Raw genomic sequence first — 16,674 nt, forward strand, 5'->3', positions numbered from 1 at the left:
GGTTTAGCGGCGGGTGATGCCGTCGTCGTCGAGTTCGATGTTTTCCTTGCGGACTTCCTCGGTGACGGTGTGCTCGCTGGTGACCGTTTCCTTGTCCAGGCGCACGCGCTCGACCGGGACGGTTTCCTTCTCCACTACCGGGCGTTCCTCGTGCAGGATGACTTCGTGCTCTTCCTCGCTGATGGCCGGGCCGTCCAGGGCGTCGCCGCGGTTGGCGTCGGTGATCGGTTCGCGTTCGATCCGGACCTCTTCACGCTGGACCGGGACCGTGGTGGTGACGTTCTCGGTGACCACGTACTTGCGCAGCCGTGCCCGGCCGGCTTCTTCCTTGCGCGTGCCGACGTGGAGCTGTTCCTCCGAGCGGGTCATCGCCTCATCGGTGGTGGGACCGGAGGTGTCGTGGCCAACGGTTCCGCGGCCCACGGTGTCCTCTGCGGTGCCGGCGGCGTATCCGTTGCCCGTGAACCCCTGACCGGTGCCCAGGCCATAGTAGGTGTAGAGCTGGTCTTCCTCGGCCGGTTCCAGGTGCCCGTCCGGGGCGACCCGGGGGGCGTCCTTGACCTTGTCCTTGGTGTGGGCGAGGACGATATCGTTGCCGTCCTGCGTAGCGGCCTCCAGCGGGGCGAAGGACTCGTGCGTGCCAAAAAGCCCGGTCTTGACCGTGACCCAGGTGGGCTCGGCAGTCTGGTCATCCACGTAAATCTGGCCGATGGAGCCGATCTTGCTTCCATCGGAACCTACGACGTGTCCGCCGGCAGTGGTCAGTGCAGAAAGGTTCTCAGTGCTGATCATGTGTATCTCCTTCTTGGTACTAACTTGATGCTGCGTGAGGACAAAACTGGAAGCATTAGTAAGCATGCTTTCTACCTAAATAGTAAGCACACTTCCTATCCGTCATGCAAGCCGCGCGCCTGGAATTGGTCCGTCTGACGTGCCTTCAAGGGGCCAGCCGGGCTTGCAGAATCCTCTGCAAATCCTGCGCTGATACGGCGGGGCTGAGGGCGCGGAATGCCTAAAACTTGAAGGGAAGGGGGTGGATCGTGCCCTCATGCTCCCTGACTCCGTTCGGGGACGGAACTGTTTTTGGAGTGGAATGAAAACGCTACGTTTTGTGGCATGCGTCCTGGCGCTTGTGGCCTGGACAGTGACGGGTACGGCCCCGGCCGTGCAGGCCGCAGGTGCCTCAATCAGTCTCAGCCCTACGTCTGGGCCAGCGGGAACTTCGGTGACGGTCACCGGGACCGGCTTTCCGAAAAAGGCCGCAGGAACAGTCACCGGCGGCACGGCCGCCGTTGCTTTTACGGCCAGCGCGTCGGGCTACTTTAAGGTTGACCTGGTGATCCCGGTGACGAACGATCCCGCCGTCGTAATCCAGGCAGCCTCGGGCAGGACCACAGCCGCGGCCAGCTTCACCGTCACGTACAGCTCACCGTCCACCACAACGGAAGACAGCCAGGAAGCTCCCGCTCCGGTACCTGCACCGGCAGCCGAAGCCCCTACCAGGGCGCTCCTGCGCTTCGGGGCCGGTGTCCCCGGCGGCCCGCTGGCGGGCGCGGAGCTGGACGAAGTCGCTGCCCTGGCCGGCGAAGCGCCGTCCATCATCCTCTCCTACAAAGACTTCAACCAGGCCCCGCCGCTTACCGAACTCGAAGCAGTCAGGGCCCGGGGAGCAATAACGCTGCTAACCTGGGAACCCTGGGCCTGGGGCGGCGGCACGGACCAGCCCGCCTACTCCCTGGACCGGATCGCAGCCGGTGATTTTGATACCCACCTTCTGAGCTGGGGACAGTCCCTAACTGCCTGGGGGCACCCGGTCATGCTGCGGTTCGGGCACGAGATGAACGGCGACTGGTACCCCTGGGCCGAAGGCATCAACGGCAACACCACCGGCGATTACGTGGCGGCCTGGCGTCACGTCCACGACGTCGTCGAATCCACCGGTGCTGCGAACATCACCTGGGTATGGAACCCCAATGTCCCCTACTGGGGATCCACGCCGCTGGCCGGGCTGTACCCCGGCGCCGCCTACGTGGACGCCGTCGCCCTTGACGGCTACAACTGGGGCACATCGGCAACATGGAGCGCCTGGCAGACGCCCTCACAGCTCTTCGGCCAGGGCATCTCCGAGCTCCGTTCCCTGGCGCCGGGCAAGGAAATTCTGATCGCTGAAACATCTTCCGCGGAGCAGGGCGGCTCCAAAGCCGACTGGAACACCTCGTTGATCAGCTACCTGGCGGCCCAGGGTGACGTCACCGCCATCACCTGGTTCCATTTCAACAAGGAAGCGGACTGGCGCATCAACAGCAGCAGCTCGTCAGCGCAGGCACTGAAAAACGCGCTGGCGGCACGGCAGTAACAGCGTCAGCACCCATACCAAACAACCAATTGCCCGGCAGTGGACTGCAGATTCCCCTGCCGGGTAATCAGTGTCCAAACGCAGCACCCATACTTTCTTGCGAGCACTACGAACGTCTTACGGCAAAGCGCACCCGCAAATTAGGAAGTTAGATGCATCTGACACCCGATCACCCTTTCTACCCCCTGTCGTCCCGATTCGAAGTTGTGGACGGGTATTGGATTCCGCGAAACATGGTGGAAAGCAGCTCTTCCACTTCAGTCCACTGCACCAATAACGTCATCATCAGAAGGCGGCCCCGGGTTGGAGAGACGGTACCGGCCGCACCCAAACCGGCTCCTATTGGGGACTGACTCCGGTTCCTGGGTGGCGGCAGCCATGCGGCCACGCTGTCAGCGAAAGCTTTACCGCCAGTTAGGCGTCGTCCGGCTCATGCAATTTAGGATGACATAGTTGGGTATGTCGGTATCCGGCAAAAGGAGGCAGATAGCCAATGGGTGAGCAGACTTCAGAAGCAGCAGCGGAAGAGGAGGAGAACCGGCTGGCGTCGTTGGCGGCGACAGAACTTCTCGACAGTCCTGCTGAAGAGGGCTTCGACCGGATCACCCGGCTGGCCCAGCAACTTTTTGGAGTTAGCACAGCAACTGTCGCCCTTGTTGCGGATGACCGCCAGTATCTCAAATCCCTGGCCGGGAGCCTGGAACGGGTAATCCCCCGGGCAGATGCATTTTGTACCCACACCATCAAGACCCCCAATACCCTGGTTATCGAAGATGCACGCCAGGACGATCGGTTCCGGAGCAACCCGCTGGTTCTGGGCCAGCCCAACATCCGCTTTTACGCCGGGCAGCCGCTGCAGGGACCCGGCGGCTGGAACATCGGAACGCTGTGCCTCATCGACCAGGAGCCACGGACTTTTACTCCAGAGCAAGAGCAGATACTTCGTGATCTCGCAGCTATTGTTCAGCGCGAGATCAATGTCCGCACCGACATGACGGGTGCTGCCAAGATTCAGCGGGCACACCGGCCTGCCACTCCGCCCAGTGTTCCCGGCTATGAGGTTTACGCCCACACCCGTGCCGCCGGAGACTTATCCGGTGACTTTTATGACTGGCAGCTCGAAGATAACCTGCTGCGGGTCACTGTAGCGGACGTGATGGGCAAGGGAACCGGCCCTGCCATTTTGGCTGCCACCGTCCAATCCCGGTTGCGTTCCACCGGCCCTGTCGAGCCAGGCGAGGCCCTGACCGCGGTTTCAAACCAGCTGCACGACGAACTGGCTCTCGATGACGTGTTCGTTACCGCGTTTCATGCCGACCTCGACTTCGAAACAGGAATTGTCCGCTATTCCGACGCCGGGCACGGCATCGCCCACCACACGACGGCCGAGGGGAAGGTCTCCCAACTTACGGCTGGTGGCCCTCCCCTCGGAATCATTCCCGGTTGCCGCTGGGGCACAGAAACCCGCCGCCTCGAGCCAGGCGACTCCCTGATCATCCCCAGCGATGGCATCCTGGAACTCGCCAATGACGACGTCGAACAGCTGCAGACGGAGCTACTTGCCCTCACCGCCCCCGGCGCCGACACGAAGGGGGCCGTAAGAGCACTGATTAACGCGCCACTGCACCCGACGGATGACCTCACCCTCCTTGTTATCAAGCGCCTTTAGTAAAATCAGGACGCAGGAGGCGCTGTGGAAGAGCAAGGAAGTGAAGGAACCACCGGCACTGTGGAGCTGTGCGGGCAGGTCCTCTGTCTAAGGTGGGCTCCCGGCGCCGTGGTCACGGAACGCGATGCGAAAGCGCTCATGGAACAGGCCGCTGTCCTCAGTGCAGGGCGCACCCTTCCGCTGCTGGTGGAAATGACCGGCATGACGTGGATTGGCCAGCGGGCCCAAGATGCCTTCTCGGCACCCTGGCCGCTCACCCGTGCAGCAATTGTTGGCTCATCCCCGGTAGACGAAGCCATTGCCAGCTTCTACATGGCCCGGCACAAACCGGCACACCTCACCCGTTACTTCACCTCAAGGGATGAGGCGATGAAGTGGCTGACCTCCTGAGGCGGCGGCGGTGTGCTGCATGGATCTGAGGGTGGCCCCGGTCGCCGCACAGCGCAAAGCCTCCGGGAGCTTTCACACCCCCCGAGGCTTTGCTTAAAAAACCGAGCCGGGCTGCCCGGCCTGGCAACGGTTAGAAGCGGTTCCGCGGCGGCCGGGTCTGGCCTGCGCGAAGCTGCTTTGCCTTGCGGGCGTTCAGGACCCGGCTGATGATGCCGGGCAGAAAAGCGATGAGCAGTTTTTTCATGGCACTGGTCCTTTGGTTGGTGGATCCGTTGTCTTGCGGTGACTTTGAACGTTTAGGGCTGGCGCTCTGCGCCACGGATTTCGCTGTACGGATCATCCAGGTCCCTGAGCGGAACTCCGCCTGCTTCGGTGCCGGAGTAGGCCGGACGCGCTGGTTCGCCGTAGATGGTTTCGCCGTACGTCGCCGGGGCCGTTGTATGGTTCTGGTAAACCGACTCTTCGCCCCAGGCAGCAGTTCCGGTTGCTGCCGCGGGTGCCTGTGCAGGCTGCGGCGGGATGGCAGGTTCCGGCGCCGGGGCGGGCTGCAGCCCCCGTACCAGGCGGCCCGCGAGGACGCCTGCGCCGGCAGCCAGGAGCAGGAACACCCCGGGCTTGCGGCGGGCGAAGGATTGAACGTCCTCAAGCAGCGCTCCGGGTTCCTTGTTTTCCACCCACGATGCAACGGAGGTGGCCCGGTCGGCAGCCTGCCGGATCAGGTCGCTGGCGATGCCCTGTTGATCGGGTGCATCAGCCATGGCCTGGAGCTGGCTGGAGATGGTCCGGATCCCGTCCGCGGCCTTCTGCTGCTGCGCTCCGGCCTGGTTCCCCAATCCCGACTTCGCCTCGTGCAGGAGCCCCTTTGCGCTGGACTTTGCCTCGGACGCGACGTTTCCAGCCTCAAGCTTGGCGGTCTGCGCCACATTGTGGGCCGCACCGGCCGCCTGCCCGGCGATCTTCGACGTCTCTCCCTTGGCTGCATCCTTCTTGGTGACGTAGGTTTCGGGCTCTGCCGATGGATCCGTTGGTGCTGCGTTTCCGTACTGGTCGAGATCGCTTCGGGCAGAAGCCTCAGGCCACTGGTTTTCCGTCATCATCACTCGCTTCCATTGGTTGGCAGCTGGACTTTCAAAGCCAGCCTGGTGAATTAGTAAGTAAGGTTACTAACTAAATACTAAGCACACTTGTTATCTTTCGCGCAAGGCGTCCTGGCCGGAAGGGCATTTCGGGCCATCCGTCCTCCCGTTCGCCACGAACCCTAGACTGGCACCAAGGAAGACTCGATGACAGAAGGATGAACCATGGCCGACCTCAGCGCATTTGCCCTTATCTGCTCCCTTACACCTTCGCCCGCCCCGTCCAGCAGCGAACTCCTGGCCCGCCACGTGCTGGATGAACTTGCAGGCCATGGGGTGGGAGGAGCCTCACTGCGGGTTGTCGATCACAACGTGATGCCCGGCGTCCAAACCGACATGGGCGACGGCGACGAGTGGCCCGGGATTCGCGCGAGGATCCTCGCGGCCGACATCCTGGTCCTCGCCACCCCCATCTGGATGGGGCACCCGAGCAGCATCGCCCAGCGGGTCATTGAACGCCTCGATGCCGAGCTGGCCGAAACGGATGAGGCCGGGCGGCCAATCATGTACGGAAAAGTTGCGATTGTGGCCGTGGTGGGCAACGAAGACGGCGCCCACAAGACCGTGGCGGACACGCAGCAGGCACTGAACGACGTCGGCTTCACCGTCCCTGCCCAAGGCGCCACCTACTGGGTGGGAGAGGCCATGCAGACGGTGGACTACAAGGACCTCGACAGCGTCCCCGAAAAAACTGCTGCGGCAACGGCGGGAGCCGCCCGCAACGCCGTGCACCTGGCCCGCGTACTCACCCAGGCCCCCTATCCGGCAGGGTGAGGCACCCTTCCACGCTTAAAACTTTTTCGGTATCCGACCCATCCTTCGCGCACGTGGCTCCGAAGCACTTCGGCTGGACATGCACCACTCACACGCTCGTCACGCTCCACGACCCGAAGGAACGCCATTCATGAGCATCCCGAACTACACCCGCTTCCTTTCCGAATGCTTTGTGCAGGACTCAGAAAAGCAGCCTGCCCTTCGGGAGGATGATATTTACGGGCTCTACATCAGCTGGTGCCTGCTCAACGCCGAGCGGCCGGGCCCTACCAAGTCCTTATGGACCGCCATGCACCAGCACGGACATTCGAAGCTGGAGTGCAACACCGGTCGGCACGAATGGCCCGGACTGGCCATGAAGGGCCCGGCAGCCGTGGATTACATCCTCTCGAGCCAGCCGAGCCTGGTCTAATTCCCCTTGCCAACCGCCGCGGTATCAGCCACAAAGTCCTGACTGCATCTCCCCCGCTGAAGACGCCCTGCTTCACGGCTAGGCTGAACTGATGGACTCCCTCGCTGCCTTGGCACCCACCTTCGCGGCCGTGTCCATCCTGATGCTGATAACCGTCGCGGTGCTCCGGGGCGCGCGGACGCCCTCGTTCCTTGCACCGGCCGTTGCCATTCTGCGGGGAGCCGCCCAGTTGGCGCTCATCAGTGTGGTTCTGGGTGGCATCATCAGCGATCCGCTCTGGGTGGCGGCGGCGCTGCTGGTGATGTTCTCCGTGGCTGCTGTGACGGCAACGCGGCGGTTGGCCTGGTCATGGCGGCGCTTTGCCATGGTGTCAGCAACCATGGCCATCGGCATTTTGGTAACTCTCGCCGTCGTCTTTGCTACAGGCGCCGTGGCCCTCGAGCCGCGCTACGTCCTTGCGGTAGGCGGGATAGTGATCGGCAACTGCATGACCATCGCGGTGCTTGCCGGACACCGCTTCCAAGAGGCGGTCCACGAGCAGTGGGACCAGGTGGAAGGCTGGCTCGCCCTCGGCGCCACGGCACGGCGCGCCACTCTCACTCAGGCCCGCTACTCTGTTCATGCCGCCCTGATCCCCTCGACGGACCAGACCAAAACCACCGGCCTGGTGACCCTGCCGGGCGCGTTCGTGGGGGCAATCTTCGGCGGCGCCTCCCCCCTGGAGGCCGGACGGTTCCAGGTGGTGGTCCTGGCGTCCATCATGGCGGCCGGCGCCATCACCGCCGTCGCGCTTGTCCGTTCGCTGGCTGCCGTGCGCGTGCGTCCCGACCCGCTGTAGCCGCTGCAGCTCCAAGCCTGACTGGGTCAGCCCGCGTTGCTGCTCACAAAGGCCCGGATCTCCTCCGCAATACGCCTCGACTGGGTCCAGTGCAGGTAGTGAGGGCCTTCCAAAGTGACGATCTTGTGGCGTGTAACGTTGTTCAGCAAGTTTTCGGCGGCGGTCGTTTTCCTGGGTGTTGAGCCGGACCCGTCATCGGCAAGGAGGGCCAGCACCGGCAGGTCAGCGGGATAGGTCATTCCCCTCAGGGCCGCCGCGTTGTTCGCTATCCGGGCCGTTTCATCGGTTACTGCCGGGTTGCCGTAGTTCCAGCTGGTCATCATCCGCATGCGCTGCAGCTCGTCATCGGTGTAGGCATCACTGGCGGGATCGACAAAGTCGGGGGCGGCGGCGGACACAGCGCGCACTATGCCGGTAACGGCCAAGGCCTTCTGCCAGTTGAGGCCCGACTCCGGCCCTGGCACTGGCCCGTCTCCCGGTTTGGGTACTGTTGCATCGATTCCGACGACGGCGGCCACCTCGGCGGGATACCGGTTGGCGTAGTCGAGCATGTAGAAACCGGCGATGGAGTGACCGGCCAGGATGTAGGGCTGCCGAACCTCAAGCTTTGCCAGTACGCCGTGAAGTTCGGTGCTGATGTTCTCGTTGGTCCGCGGAGGGGCCTCCAGATCGCTGTAGCCGTAACCGAACCCCTCGACGACGATCGCGTCGAAGCCGTGCAGCTCGCGGACCAGAGGCGCGAAGTCGAGGCCGGGCGCCGGAGTTCCCAGGCCGCTGAGAAGAACGATCGGTGGGCCGGTCCCCTGCCCGTTCCGGTACACGTTCAGCGCGCCGCTGCTCACGGCGACGCGCTGGCCGTAGGCAGTGATGCTCGACTTCTCTGTTGACTCCATGATCAGGTTGACCACCGTGGACACAAGTATCAGTCCCAGCACAATGAGCACCGCGATGCCGGCCCGACGCAGCCCGCGCTGTGGCTTCTTCCGTGGCCCCTGCCCCATGTCCTCCGATGTTCCCTTCAATAAGAGGTCAGTTAAGAGCCGGAGCGGCCGTGGGCCAGGCCGGTGGGGATGCCGACCAGCACCGGTTCTGCGCCGGTGGAGCAGACGCCCGTCCTGGGGAGCTCCAGCTGCACGGTCTCCGCGGCCTCCCTGTCACCTGCCAGGGCAGCAGCGACGGAACGGACCTGTTCGTAGCCGGTGGCCAGCAGGAAGGTCGGCGCCCGGCCATATGACTTCATACCCACAATGTAGAAGTCCTTGTCCGAGTGTGCCAGCAACCTGGCACCGTGGGGCCGGACGGTACCGCAGGAGTGGAACTCAGGATCAATCAGGGGGCCCAGCTCCACCGGCGCCTCAACGGCAGGGTCCAGGTTGAGCCGGATTTCGCGCAGGATGCCCAGGTCCGGGCGGAAGCCGGTGCAGGGAATGACGACGTCGGCCTCGAGGCTGCGGCCATCGACCGCCTTAACGGTCACGTGCGCGCCGAGGGACGTCAGTGAATTGATGCCGAATCCGGTGTGGAGTTCGATTTTTCCGGTCTCCACGAGCCGCCGGACACGGCCGCCGAGCTGGCCCCGTGCCGGCAGTCCGTCCGCGTCCCCGCCGCCGTAGGCCTTCTCGGCGGAAGGACCGCGGACGGCCCAGAGGGTGCGGGTGCCCGCTTCCTCTTTGGCGAGGTCAGTAAGGCTGATCAGGGTGTTGGCGGCGGAGTGGCCGGCGCCCACCACCAGCACACGGCGGCCGGCAAAGGCCGCCCGGTCCCGGCCGACGACGTCGGGCAGGGGCGCGGAGATCCGGTCCGCCGCGGTGTCCTCGCCAATGGCAGGCAGCCCGGAAGCACCAAGCGGGTTTCGCCGGGACCACGTGCCGGAGGCGTCGATCACTGCCGCTACAACGTGGTCGCGGGTTTCGCCGTCCGTGTGCTGCACCCTCACCAAAAACGGCGTGGTCCCCCGGTTCCTGGTGTGGGTTTTATCCATGCCCTGCCTGCTGACGGCCACAACGTGGGCGCCGGTGTGCAGCCGGGCGGCGATCTGCGGCAGCGCGGCCAGCGGTGCGAGGTAGTTGTCGATAAGTTCACCGCCGTACGGAAGTGCGGTGGGGCGGGGTGATTGCCAGCCGGCAGCCTCGAGCAAACGCACGGCAGCGGCGTCGAGGTTGAACCGCCAAGGTGAGAACAGCCGGATGTGACGCCACTGCTCGATAGCGGCACCCGCCGTCGTGCCCGACTCGAAGACCACCGGCACCAGGCCGCGCTCCAGCAAGTGGGCCGCGGCGGCCAGCCCGACGGGCCCGGCGCCGATCACGGCAACGGGCAGGCCGCTCGCGGTCGCATCCATGCTGTCCTCTTCTTTCATTACTTAGGCGGTGGGCGCCCAGCCAGGCAGCGTGAAGTGTCCCTATGAGGCCTGAAGCCCTGCTGCCTGGCCGGGCGGAAGGGGTCAGCAACAGTCCTGATCGTCGCAGCAACCGGAGTCACCGCAGCATCCTGTCGTCATTCCGCTCACCTCCTCCCCTGGTCAGGATTTAGGCGTGGGTTGGTTCCTCGACGAGTGCGGTGGCAATGCTGTCCGCGTCCTCTAAAGCAGCGAGGTAGCGTTCGGCGTCGAGGGCGGCAGCGCATCCGGTACCGGCAGCCGTGATCGCCTGGCGGTAACGGTGGTCCACGGCGTCACCGCAGGCGAAAACGCCGGAGAGGTTGGTGACGGTGGTGGGTGAGTCCACCTTGATGTAGCCGTCCTCGTCCAGCTCCACCTGTCCAGTGAGCAGCTCCGTCCGCGGCACATGCCCGATGGCCACGAAGATCCCGGTGGCGTCCTGGTGGCGGGACTCCCCCGTGCGCGTATCAGTCAGCGTCACACCGGAGACCTTCCCGTCCCCGTGGATCGCCGTGACGGCAGAGTTCCACGCGAAGGTGATCTTCGGGTTGTCCTTGGCCCGCTGCGCCATAATCCGGGAGGCGCGCAGCTCGCCCTTGCGGACGACGACGGTCACGGACTTGCCGAACCGGGTCAGGAACATGGCCTCTTCCATCGCCGAATCCCCGCCGCCGACCACGATGATGTCCTGCTCGCGGAAGAAGAACCCGTCGCAGGTGGCGCACCAGGAAACACCATGGCCGCTGAACTTCTTCTCCTCCGGAAGCCCGAGCTCCTTATAGGCCGAACCGGTAGCCAGGATGACCGCCGGAGCCTCATAAGCCTCGCCGCCGCCGGTGACCACGCGCTTGAGGTGACCCTTCAGCGCAACATCAGTGACGTCGTCGAACACCACCTTCGCGCCGAACTTCTCCGCCTGCTCCTGCAGCCCGTCCATCAGCTCCGGCCCCTGGATACCGCCCGGGAAACCGGGGAAGTTCTCCACCTCCGTGGTGTTCATCAATGCACCGCCCGCAGTGACGGACCCGGCCAGCACCAGCGGCTCAAGGCCGGCGCGCGCGGCATAGATTGCGGCCGTGTACCCGGCGGGCCCGGAACCGATAATGATCAGCTGCTCGGCCTTGGCCGGTCCGCTTGTGACGTTGTTGCTGCTCATGGATGTCTCTCCTGGTGTCCGGAACGGGCTATTTGGCGGCGGGGATAAGGGACTCGATCAGGCCCTCGATGCGGGTTTTGATCTGGTCACGGATGGGCCGGACGGAGTCGACGCCCTTGCCTGCCGGGTCTTCCAGAACCCAGTCCTCGTAGCGCTTGCTCGGGAAGTACGGGCACTCGTCGCCGCAGCCCATAGTGATGACGACGTCCGACTCCTTCACGGCCTCGGTGGTCAGGACCTTCGGCACCTCGGCGGACATGTCGATGCCCAGTTCTGCCATCGCTTCGACGGCGGCGGGGTTGATCTGCTCCGCCGGCTGGGACCCGGCGGAGCGGACTTCAATCTCGCCCTTGCCGAGGCTGGTGAGGAAGGCGGCGGCCATCTGGGAGCGCCCGGCGTTGTGGACGCAGACAAACAGGACGGAGGGCTTCTTGGCGGTTTCGGTACTCATAGTTTGCTCCTGGGGGTTAGGGGACGCTGGGTTTATCGCCGCGACCGCACCTCCCGCATCATATATTGAAGTTGATCGATGCAGGAAGTATGGGACAGTGCATTGATGGTTGTCAATATGGTGCGGCAAACGTTCAGGCCGCGAGCATCCGCGGCGCGAGGTCGCTGATGCGGTGGGACAGATCGTTGAAGGCGTATTCAAAGGCTTCCACCGTGTTGGTCCGAAGGGGATCCGGAACCGACCAGTGGACGCCGCCGAGGCCGGAAAGCTCCTCATGGGCGTTATCGCATACCGTGATGACAAAGTCGCCGCCGGTCACCGGTCCCAGCTTCCTGGGCCGGACCTCCGGAAGATCCACGCCGTGGCGGCGGGCGACGTCGATGGCTCCTTGCGCGATACGGTCCGCCGGGTGCGTGCCGGCAGAGGTTGAAGGGATGTCGCTGGCCTGCTGCCAGAGGGCGGCCGCCAGTTGGGAACGGGCGCTGTTGCGCGTGCAGACAAATAAAACGCGGGCGGCGCCGTGTTCAGCGCCGGGCGCCAGCCCTTCGAGTGCCCCGGCAGCCAGGCGGATGTAGCTGCGGCGCTTATCGGCCTCGGAGCGGTGCCGGGTTGCCAGCCCCGCTCCTTCCAGGGCGCGCAGGTGATGGGACAGCAGGTTGGACGGCATCCCGAGTTCGGCCTGCAGTTCCGTGGGGGAAAAGTCCCCGAGGGTGAGCAGATCAACGATCCGCAACCGCGCAGGGTCAGCGAGGGCAGCATGCTTGGCCACCCGCAAGTGGAAAGTGTCAGCAAGCTCAGTTTTCATTGCCTCAATTTTGACTGAGATAATTTCGTGGGTCAAGCTTGAAGCCATGACTACCAACCAGCCACCGCTGTGGCGCCGCGCCGTCGCTGAGCTTCTGGGCACCAGCCTGCTCGTCATGATCGTTGTCGGTTCCGGGATTATGGCCCAGCAGCTCTCACCCAACGACGTCGGCCTGCAGCTGTTGCAGAACAGCACCGCGACGGTGCTGGGCCTGACCGTCCTGATCCTTCTGTTCGGGCCCGTCAGCGGAGCGCACTTCAACCCGGTGGTCTCCCTCGTGGACTGGCTCCTGGGGCGGCGCAGCGGGACGGGCCTCACCCTGCCGGAGGTGGGCACCTATGTTGCGGCCCAAACACTCGGCGCGGTCAGCGGCAGCGTGATCGCGAACGCCATGTTCGAGGTAGGGACTTCCCTTTCCGGGAAGGACCGCGCCACCGGCGGCCATCTGCTCAGCGAAGTTGTGGCCACCGCCGGCCTTATCCTGCTGATCTTCGCCCTTGCCGCCACCCAGCGGGGCGCCCTTGCCGCACCGGCGGTAGGCGCCTATATCGGGGCCGCGTACTGGTTCACGTCCTCGACGTCGTTCGCCAACCCGGCAGTAACCATCGGCCGCATCTTCAGCGACACGTTCGCCGGCATCGCACCGGCATCGGTACCTGCTTTCATCATCGCCCAGCTCATCGGCGCGGCAGCGGGTGTGGGCCTACTGCTCCTCCTGTTCCCCCTCGCGGCACAAGCTGCGGACCGCGTGGTCCTGCCGCACGGGGCCGACGAAGCCAGCTCCTGAATCGGCGGCACTGGGGCCCTGCGCACCGTGGCCGCCCTGAGCAGCCGGATAGAGCTGCGAAAATAGCCCTGTGACCATCGCGAAAACAATTCTGCTGTTTATCCTTGCCGCCGCCGCTGAAATCGGCGGCGCCTGGCTGGTCTGGCAGTCGGTCAGGGAAGGCAAGGAGTGGTGGTGGGCCGGCCTGGGCGTTATCGCACTGGGCATCTACGGTTTCGCTGCTACCCTGCAGCCTGATGCACACTTCGGCCGGATCCTCGCCGCCTACGGGGGCGTGTTCGTGGCGGGCTCCCTTGTCTGGGGCATCGTCTTTGACGGCTTCCGGCCGGACAAATGGGACATCGCAGGTTCCGCCATCTGCCTGCTCGGAGTCGCCGTGATCATGTTCGCCCCGCGCAACACTGCTCTCTAGTCCTCCTTGGCTGGGACCCGGACAGTGCAGTCGGCCGCGTCCCGTACAACGTCCTCCAGGTCCCCGGTGCGGTGCAGGACCTCAAGCTGCCGGGCTGCGCCCGTGCCGGCGTTGAGCAGATCGTCCATCAGCTCCTCCACCCGTTCCAGGTCCCCGATGTCTTCCAGGGCCTTGCGTACGTGGTTCATCAGGGCATTGACGACGGCGAGAGCGGGCGCCGGCCGGCTTGTCACCGGATCGAGGAGCTCTCCGCGCAGCCCCCACCTGCTCGCCTTCCAGCCCGCCAGCCGCAGCAGCGCAGTGGGAACCACCGCCGGCTCGACGCCCTGCCGCCACTCCCGCGCCGCCGTCTCCACCAGTCCGCGGGCGATGCCGGCCAGCAGCACGGTGTTCTCCGGCCGGAGGCAGACATCCGCAAGCCGTAGCTCCACGGTGGGGTAGTGCCGGGAAAGCCGGGCGTCAAAATAAATCATCCCCTCGTCCAGCGCGACGCCGGTGCCCACCATGTCCTGCACCAGCTGATAGTAGGCCTCCGGGGTACGGAGGACTTCAAGCGGACCGGCGGACGGCCACCGGTTCCACACTTGGGAGCGGTAACTGGCGTAGCCGGTGTCTTCGCCGTGCCAGAACGGGGAGTTGGCGCTCAGGGCGATCAGCACCGGCAGCCAGTTCCGGATCCGGTCTAGCACCGCCACGCCCTCCTCCGCCGACTCCACGGAGACATGGATGTGGCAGCCGCACGTGAGCTGCTCACGGGCGGTCAGCCCATACTCCTTCGCCATGGCTTTGAACCGCCGGAGCTGCACGGGATGGGGATCTGCCGGAAGTGGCGAGGTGGCCAGCGCTGCCACCCTGACCCCCACGTCCTCAGCCGCCTGGTGCGCGATGGCCCGCCCGGCAACAATGTCCGCTTCCAGGGCAGCCAACGTCGATTGGGGCGGGGTGACCACCTCGATCATCTCCTGCTGGAACTCGGCCGTGAGGACAGGACCGTTGCGGGACTCCAGCGGGCGGACGTACAGGTCCAGAAGGGCGCCCGCTACCGGAACCGCATCCCCGCTGCCGGGGTCCACCAGGAGCAGCTCCTCCTCCACCCCGAATGTCCGCGTGCCGGGGCCCCGGCCGTTCGCGCCGGCCGCCCCCGCTGGGGTGCCGTTAATGCCTGAGGTGTCCATCGCCGTCGTCCTTTGTCAGTTCCATGCCCGCCAGCTCATCCCAGAAGCAGGCCAGCGTCACCGCGCCGTTCACCAGGACCTCAAGGTTGGCGCTTTCATCACTGTCGTGCCAATGGTCCTCCACCAGGCCGGTCCCGAAGAACACCACCGGAGCGTCCAATAACCTGCTCAACAGTGTGGCCGGTCCGCCGCCGGCGTTTCCCATCCTGCCCACCTCTGATGAGCGGAAGCCTGCAGCCATGGCCCGCTCCAGCGCCGGGACAGCGGGGTGCTCGGGCGTCCAGTACGGTTCCTGGGCTGTCGCCAGGTCAACGCTCAGCGTGTGGCCGTAGTTGTCCCCCACCGTGTCCTGGACCCATTGCCGGAGCTGCTCAGCCACCTTCTCCACCCGCTGGCCCTGTACTGTCCGCAGGCTCAGGTCCACGGACGCCACAGACGGGACGGCGGCGCTGGAAATTCCGGCCGGATCACCTGCGATCATTGCCGTGATCTCCACCGCCGGGCGGAGCCACAAGCGTTCCGGTACCGAGTAACCCGCTTCGCCCGTGACGCTCCCCATCTTTGAACGCTCAAGCCAGTCCTCGTCCGTGAACGGCAGGCGTGCGAGCGCTTCCCGGTACTCCTCCGGCACCGGCGCCACGTCGTCGTAGAACCCCGGGATGGCAATCCGGCCATCCTTGTCATGGAAGGCGGCAAGGAGCCGGCTCAGTTCGAAAGCCGGATTGGGGACGGCACCGGAAACGGCGCCGCTGTGCACGTCCACCTCAGGACCGGTGATTTCCAGATGTGCGCTGAGCATCCCGCGCAGGCTCAGGCACAGCGCCGGATAATCCTCCCGGAAGAGCAAGGTGTCCGAGAACACCACAAGGTCCGCCTTGAACCGGTCCGCCTGCTCCTCGAGCAGCTCAGCCAGGTGCGGCGAGCCGCCCTCCTCCTCCCCCTCGACAAGGAACTTCAGGTTAAGGGCCGGCGCCGGGGACTGCAGGAGCGTTGGGGTTTGGGGTGCGTTAAGTGAGAGAGCGTCCGGGTTTTGGGGGTCATAAGTGGGAGAGCGTGTGGACTGCTGGTGCAGGTGCGCGCGCAGCCCCCACAGGTGGGCCAGAACCTGGCCCTTGGCATCCGAACTGCCCCGCCCGTACAGCCTGCCGTCGCGAACCACCGGCTCGAACGGGGCAGTCTGGTCCCACTGCCCGGGCTTGGCCACCCGTACATCGTGATGGCTGTAAACCAGGACCGTGGGTGCGCCGGGTGCCTCACACCATTCTGCGTACACGGCGTGGGACTCCCCGGTGGGGAAAACCTCCACCACCGGGAAGCCGACGTGACGGAACTCGCCGGCGAGCCAGTTGGCGGAGCGGAGCAGGTCCTGCACGTGCCCGGGGTCACCCAGCACGCCGGGCACGCGCACCCACTCAGCCAACTGGCCCTCCAACTCGGCCCGGCGGGACCTGACGAACGCGTGAAGGTCCTCGCCGCTTTGGTTTTCCGGGCCGCCGTTATCCCCGCCGGCATCATCCGGGGCGGGGCGCTCCGGGCCGTCGTGGTCGGGACCGTCGTGGTCCTCGACTCCGTGATGCTGCTCCACGGCTCACCGGGGCTGGGCAGGGTTGGTGGGATCACCTTGCGACGGCGGATTGATGGGCGGTCCGGGAACACTGGCGGTCTGCGGCGTGTCCGGCGTGCCGGTGTTGACCTCCGGGGTGCTGGGCGACTGCGGGCCGCGGGGCACCGTACCGCCCTGCAGGTCATGAAGCCTTTTTTCGAGGATCTGCATGATGGGCAGGCGGTTCCCGTGGGCCTCCTCGTAGGTGATCAGCTGCGCCACTTGCGCCTCTTCCAGGCCGGAGATGCGCGACGGCAGAGTTCCCACCGGCAGGTGGTCGTAGTCCGGCAGCGGCAGTTCCCTGTGCAGGGGTACTTCGTTCATCGTTGT

At 65.1% G+C, this 16,674-nt stretch carries 18 protein-coding genes; 8 read left to right on the forward strand and 10 right to left on the reverse strand.

Translation table 11 applies throughout. From position 1 onward, the window contains the following. Positions 1-3: 3 nt before the first annotated feature. A complete protein-coding gene (locus tag AC5RT4_RS06845) occupies positions 4-792 on the reverse strand; it encodes a YsnF/AvaK domain-containing protein (RefSeq protein WP_494041593.1) in 789 nt (262 codons plus the stop codon). Positions 793-1,093: 301 nt separating this feature from the next. On the opposite strand from AC5RT4_RS06845, the gene AC5RT4_RS06850 reads away from it, so the two are divergent. From AC5RT4_RS06850 to AC5RT4_RS06860, 3 genes are all read left to right on the forward strand, one after another. Beyond that, positions 1,094-2,356 (forward strand): glycosyl hydrolase, encoded by a 1,263-nt coding sequence (locus AC5RT4_RS06850; RefSeq protein ID WP_494105260.1) that lies wholly within the window; start codon positions 1,094-1,096, stop codon positions 2,354-2,356. A gap of 493 nt (positions 2,357-2,849) precedes the next feature. Continuing rightward, a complete protein-coding gene (locus AC5RT4_RS06855; protein WP_494105261.1) occupies positions 2,850-4,025 on the forward strand; it encodes a PP2C family protein-serine/threonine phosphatase in 1,176 nt (391 codons plus the stop codon). 24 nt (positions 4,026-4,049) lie between these two features. Continuing rightward, entirely contained in the window at positions 4,050-4,415 is a 366-nt protein-coding gene (locus AC5RT4_RS06860; RefSeq protein WP_494105262.1) for a DUF7793 family protein, read from the forward strand. Positions 4,416-4,711: 296 nt separating this feature from the next. On the opposite strand, the gene AC5RT4_RS06865 is transcribed toward AC5RT4_RS06860, so the two are convergent. Further along, on the reverse strand, positions 4,712-5,512 hold the full coding sequence (locus tag AC5RT4_RS06865) for a hypothetical protein (RefSeq protein ID WP_494105263.1): 801 nt from the start codon (positions 5,510-5,512) through the stop codon (positions 4,712-4,714). A gap of 204 nt (positions 5,513-5,716) precedes the next feature. Here AC5RT4_RS06865 and AC5RT4_RS06870 point away from each other — a divergent pair, with 204 nt between their 5' ends. The 3 genes from AC5RT4_RS06870 to AC5RT4_RS06880 all read left to right on the forward strand — a co-directional run bounded on the left by AC5RT4_RS06870 (position 5,717) and on the right by AC5RT4_RS06880 (position 7,575). Then, entirely contained in the window at positions 5,717-6,325 is a 609-nt protein-coding gene (locus AC5RT4_RS06870; protein ID WP_494105264.1) for a flavodoxin family protein, read from the forward strand. 130 nt (positions 6,326-6,455) lie between these two features. Next, positions 6,456-6,737, forward strand: a complete 282-nt coding sequence (locus tag AC5RT4_RS06875; protein ID WP_494105265.1) for a hypothetical protein — start codon at positions 6,456-6,458, stop codon at positions 6,735-6,737. A gap of 91 nt (positions 6,738-6,828) precedes the next feature. Then, positions 6,829-7,575: an ABC transporter permease gene (locus AC5RT4_RS06880; RefSeq protein WP_494041586.1), complete on the forward strand. Its 747-nt coding sequence runs from the start codon at positions 6,829-6,831 to the stop codon at positions 7,573-7,575. A 26-nt stretch (positions 7,576-7,601) separates the two neighbouring features. Here the strand turns inward: AC5RT4_RS06880 and AC5RT4_RS06885 are convergent, their stop codons facing one another. The 5 genes from AC5RT4_RS06885 to AC5RT4_RS06905 form a co-directional block, all read right to left on the reverse strand. Continuing rightward, positions 7,602-8,576, reverse strand: a complete 975-nt coding sequence (locus AC5RT4_RS06885; protein WP_494105266.1) for an alpha/beta fold hydrolase — start codon at positions 8,574-8,576, stop codon at positions 7,602-7,604. A 32-nt stretch (positions 8,577-8,608) separates the two neighbouring features. Then, a complete protein-coding gene (locus AC5RT4_RS06890; RefSeq protein WP_494105267.1) occupies positions 8,609-9,916 on the reverse strand; it encodes an FAD-dependent oxidoreductase in 1,308 nt (435 codons plus the stop codon). A gap of 187 nt (positions 9,917-10,103) precedes the next feature. Beyond that, a complete protein-coding gene (gene trxB / locus AC5RT4_RS06895) occupies positions 10,104-11,111 on the reverse strand; it encodes a thioredoxin-disulfide reductase (RefSeq protein ID WP_494105268.1) in 1,008 nt (335 codons plus the stop codon). Between the two features lie 28 nt (positions 11,112-11,139). Next, positions 11,140-11,562 carry an arsenate reductase ArsC gene (locus AC5RT4_RS06900; protein WP_494041582.1) on the reverse strand — a complete coding sequence of 141 codons (423 nt, stop codon included), beginning with the start codon at positions 11,560-11,562 and terminating at the stop codon, positions 11,140-11,142. Positions 11,563-11,695: 133 nt separating this feature from the next. After that, positions 11,696-12,367, reverse strand: a complete 672-nt coding sequence (locus AC5RT4_RS06905; protein WP_494041581.1) for an arsenate reductase/protein-tyrosine-phosphatase family protein — start codon at positions 12,365-12,367, stop codon at positions 11,696-11,698. A gap of 46 nt (positions 12,368-12,413) precedes the next feature. Between AC5RT4_RS06905 and AC5RT4_RS06910 the strand changes: the two genes are divergently transcribed. Together AC5RT4_RS06910 and AC5RT4_RS06915 are read left to right on the forward strand one after the other, a co-directional pair. Then, complete coding sequence (locus AC5RT4_RS06910; RefSeq protein ID WP_494105269.1) at positions 12,414-13,154, forward strand: aquaporin; 741 nt, start codon at positions 12,414-12,416, stop codon at positions 13,152-13,154. Positions 13,155-13,224: 70 nt separating this feature from the next. Continuing rightward, positions 13,225-13,566, forward strand: coding sequence for a YnfA family protein (locus tag AC5RT4_RS06915; protein WP_494041579.1), 342 nt, complete (start codon positions 13,225-13,227; stop codon positions 13,564-13,566). Here the strand turns inward: AC5RT4_RS06915 and AC5RT4_RS06920 are convergent. From AC5RT4_RS06920 to AC5RT4_RS06930, 3 genes are read right to left on the reverse strand one after another with little or no spacing between them, the layout of a single operon-like run. Then, positions 13,563-14,741 carry a carboxylate-amine ligase gene (locus AC5RT4_RS06920; RefSeq protein ID WP_494041578.1) on the reverse strand — a complete coding sequence of 393 codons (1,179 nt, stop codon included), beginning with the start codon at positions 14,739-14,741 and terminating at the stop codon, positions 13,563-13,565. The genes AC5RT4_RS06915 and AC5RT4_RS06920 overlap by 4 nt on opposite strands. Further along, positions 14,722-16,326: a M20/M25/M40 family metallo-hydrolase gene (locus tag AC5RT4_RS06925; protein WP_494105270.1), complete on the reverse strand. Its 1,605-nt coding sequence runs from the start codon at positions 16,324-16,326 to the stop codon at positions 14,722-14,724. Before AC5RT4_RS06925 ends, AC5RT4_RS06920 begins: the two co-directional genes overlap by 20 nt. Before the next feature lie 3 nt (positions 16,327-16,329). Further along, positions 16,330-16,668 carry a DUF8129 domain-containing protein gene (locus AC5RT4_RS06930; RefSeq protein WP_494105271.1) on the reverse strand — a complete coding sequence of 113 codons (339 nt, stop codon included), beginning with the start codon at positions 16,666-16,668 and terminating at the stop codon, positions 16,330-16,332. Between the last annotated feature and the right edge of the window lie 6 nt (positions 16,669-16,674).

It is taken from the genome of Arthrobacter sp. sptzw42 (assembly GCF_059089685.1).

Excerpts from the sequence above, each read along its gene's own strand:
- AC5RT4_RS06845 (WP_494041593.1), bottom strand. The coding sequence starts at position 792 with ATGATCAGCACTGAGAACCTTTCTGCACTGACCACTGCCGGCGGACAC.
- AC5RT4_RS06850 (WP_494105260.1), top strand. The coding sequence starts at position 1,094 with ATGAAAACGCTACGTTTTGTGGCATGCGTCCTGGCGCTTGTGGCCTGG.
- AC5RT4_RS06855 (WP_494105261.1), top strand. The coding sequence starts at position 2,850 with ATGGGTGAGCAGACTTCAGAAGCAGCAGCGGAAGAGGAGGAGAACCGG.
- AC5RT4_RS06865 (WP_494105263.1), bottom strand. The coding sequence starts at position 5,512 with ATGATGACGGAAAACCAGTGGCCTGAGGCTTCTGCCCGAAGCGATCTC.
- AC5RT4_RS06870 (WP_494105264.1), top strand. The coding sequence starts at position 5,717 with ATGGCCGACCTCAGCGCATTTGCCCTTATCTGCTCCCTTACACCTTCG.
- AC5RT4_RS06875 (WP_494105265.1), top strand. The coding sequence starts at position 6,456 with ATGAGCATCCCGAACTACACCCGCTTCCTTTCCGAATGCTTTGTGCAG.
- AC5RT4_RS06880 (WP_494041586.1), top strand. The coding sequence starts at position 6,829 with ATGGACTCCCTCGCTGCCTTGGCACCCACCTTCGCGGCCGTGTCCATC.
- AC5RT4_RS06885 (WP_494105266.1), bottom strand. The coding sequence starts at position 8,576 with ATGGGGCAGGGGCCACGGAAGAAGCCACAGCGCGGGCTGCGTCGGGCC.
- AC5RT4_RS06890 (WP_494105267.1), bottom strand. The coding sequence starts at position 9,916 with ATGGATGCGACCGCGAGCGGCCTGCCCGTTGCCGTGATCGGCGCCGGG.
- trxB (WP_494105268.1), bottom strand. The coding sequence starts at position 11,111 with ATGAGCAGCAACAACGTCACAAGCGGACCGGCCAAGGCCGAGCAGCTG.
- AC5RT4_RS06900 (WP_494041582.1), bottom strand. The coding sequence starts at position 11,562 with ATGAGTACCGAAACCGCCAAGAAGCCCTCCGTCCTGTTTGTCTGCGTC.
- AC5RT4_RS06905 (WP_494041581.1), bottom strand. The coding sequence starts at position 12,367 with ATGAAAACTGAGCTTGCTGACACTTTCCACTTGCGGGTGGCCAAGCAT.
- AC5RT4_RS06910 (WP_494105269.1), top strand. The coding sequence starts at position 12,414 with ATGACTACCAACCAGCCACCGCTGTGGCGCCGCGCCGTCGCTGAGCTT.
- AC5RT4_RS06920 (WP_494041578.1), bottom strand. The coding sequence starts at position 14,741 with ATGGACACCTCAGGCATTAACGGCACCCCAGCGGGGGCGGCCGGCGCG.
- AC5RT4_RS06930 (WP_494105271.1), bottom strand. The coding sequence starts at position 16,668 with ATGAACGAAGTACCCCTGCACAGGGAACTGCCGCTGCCGGACTACGAC.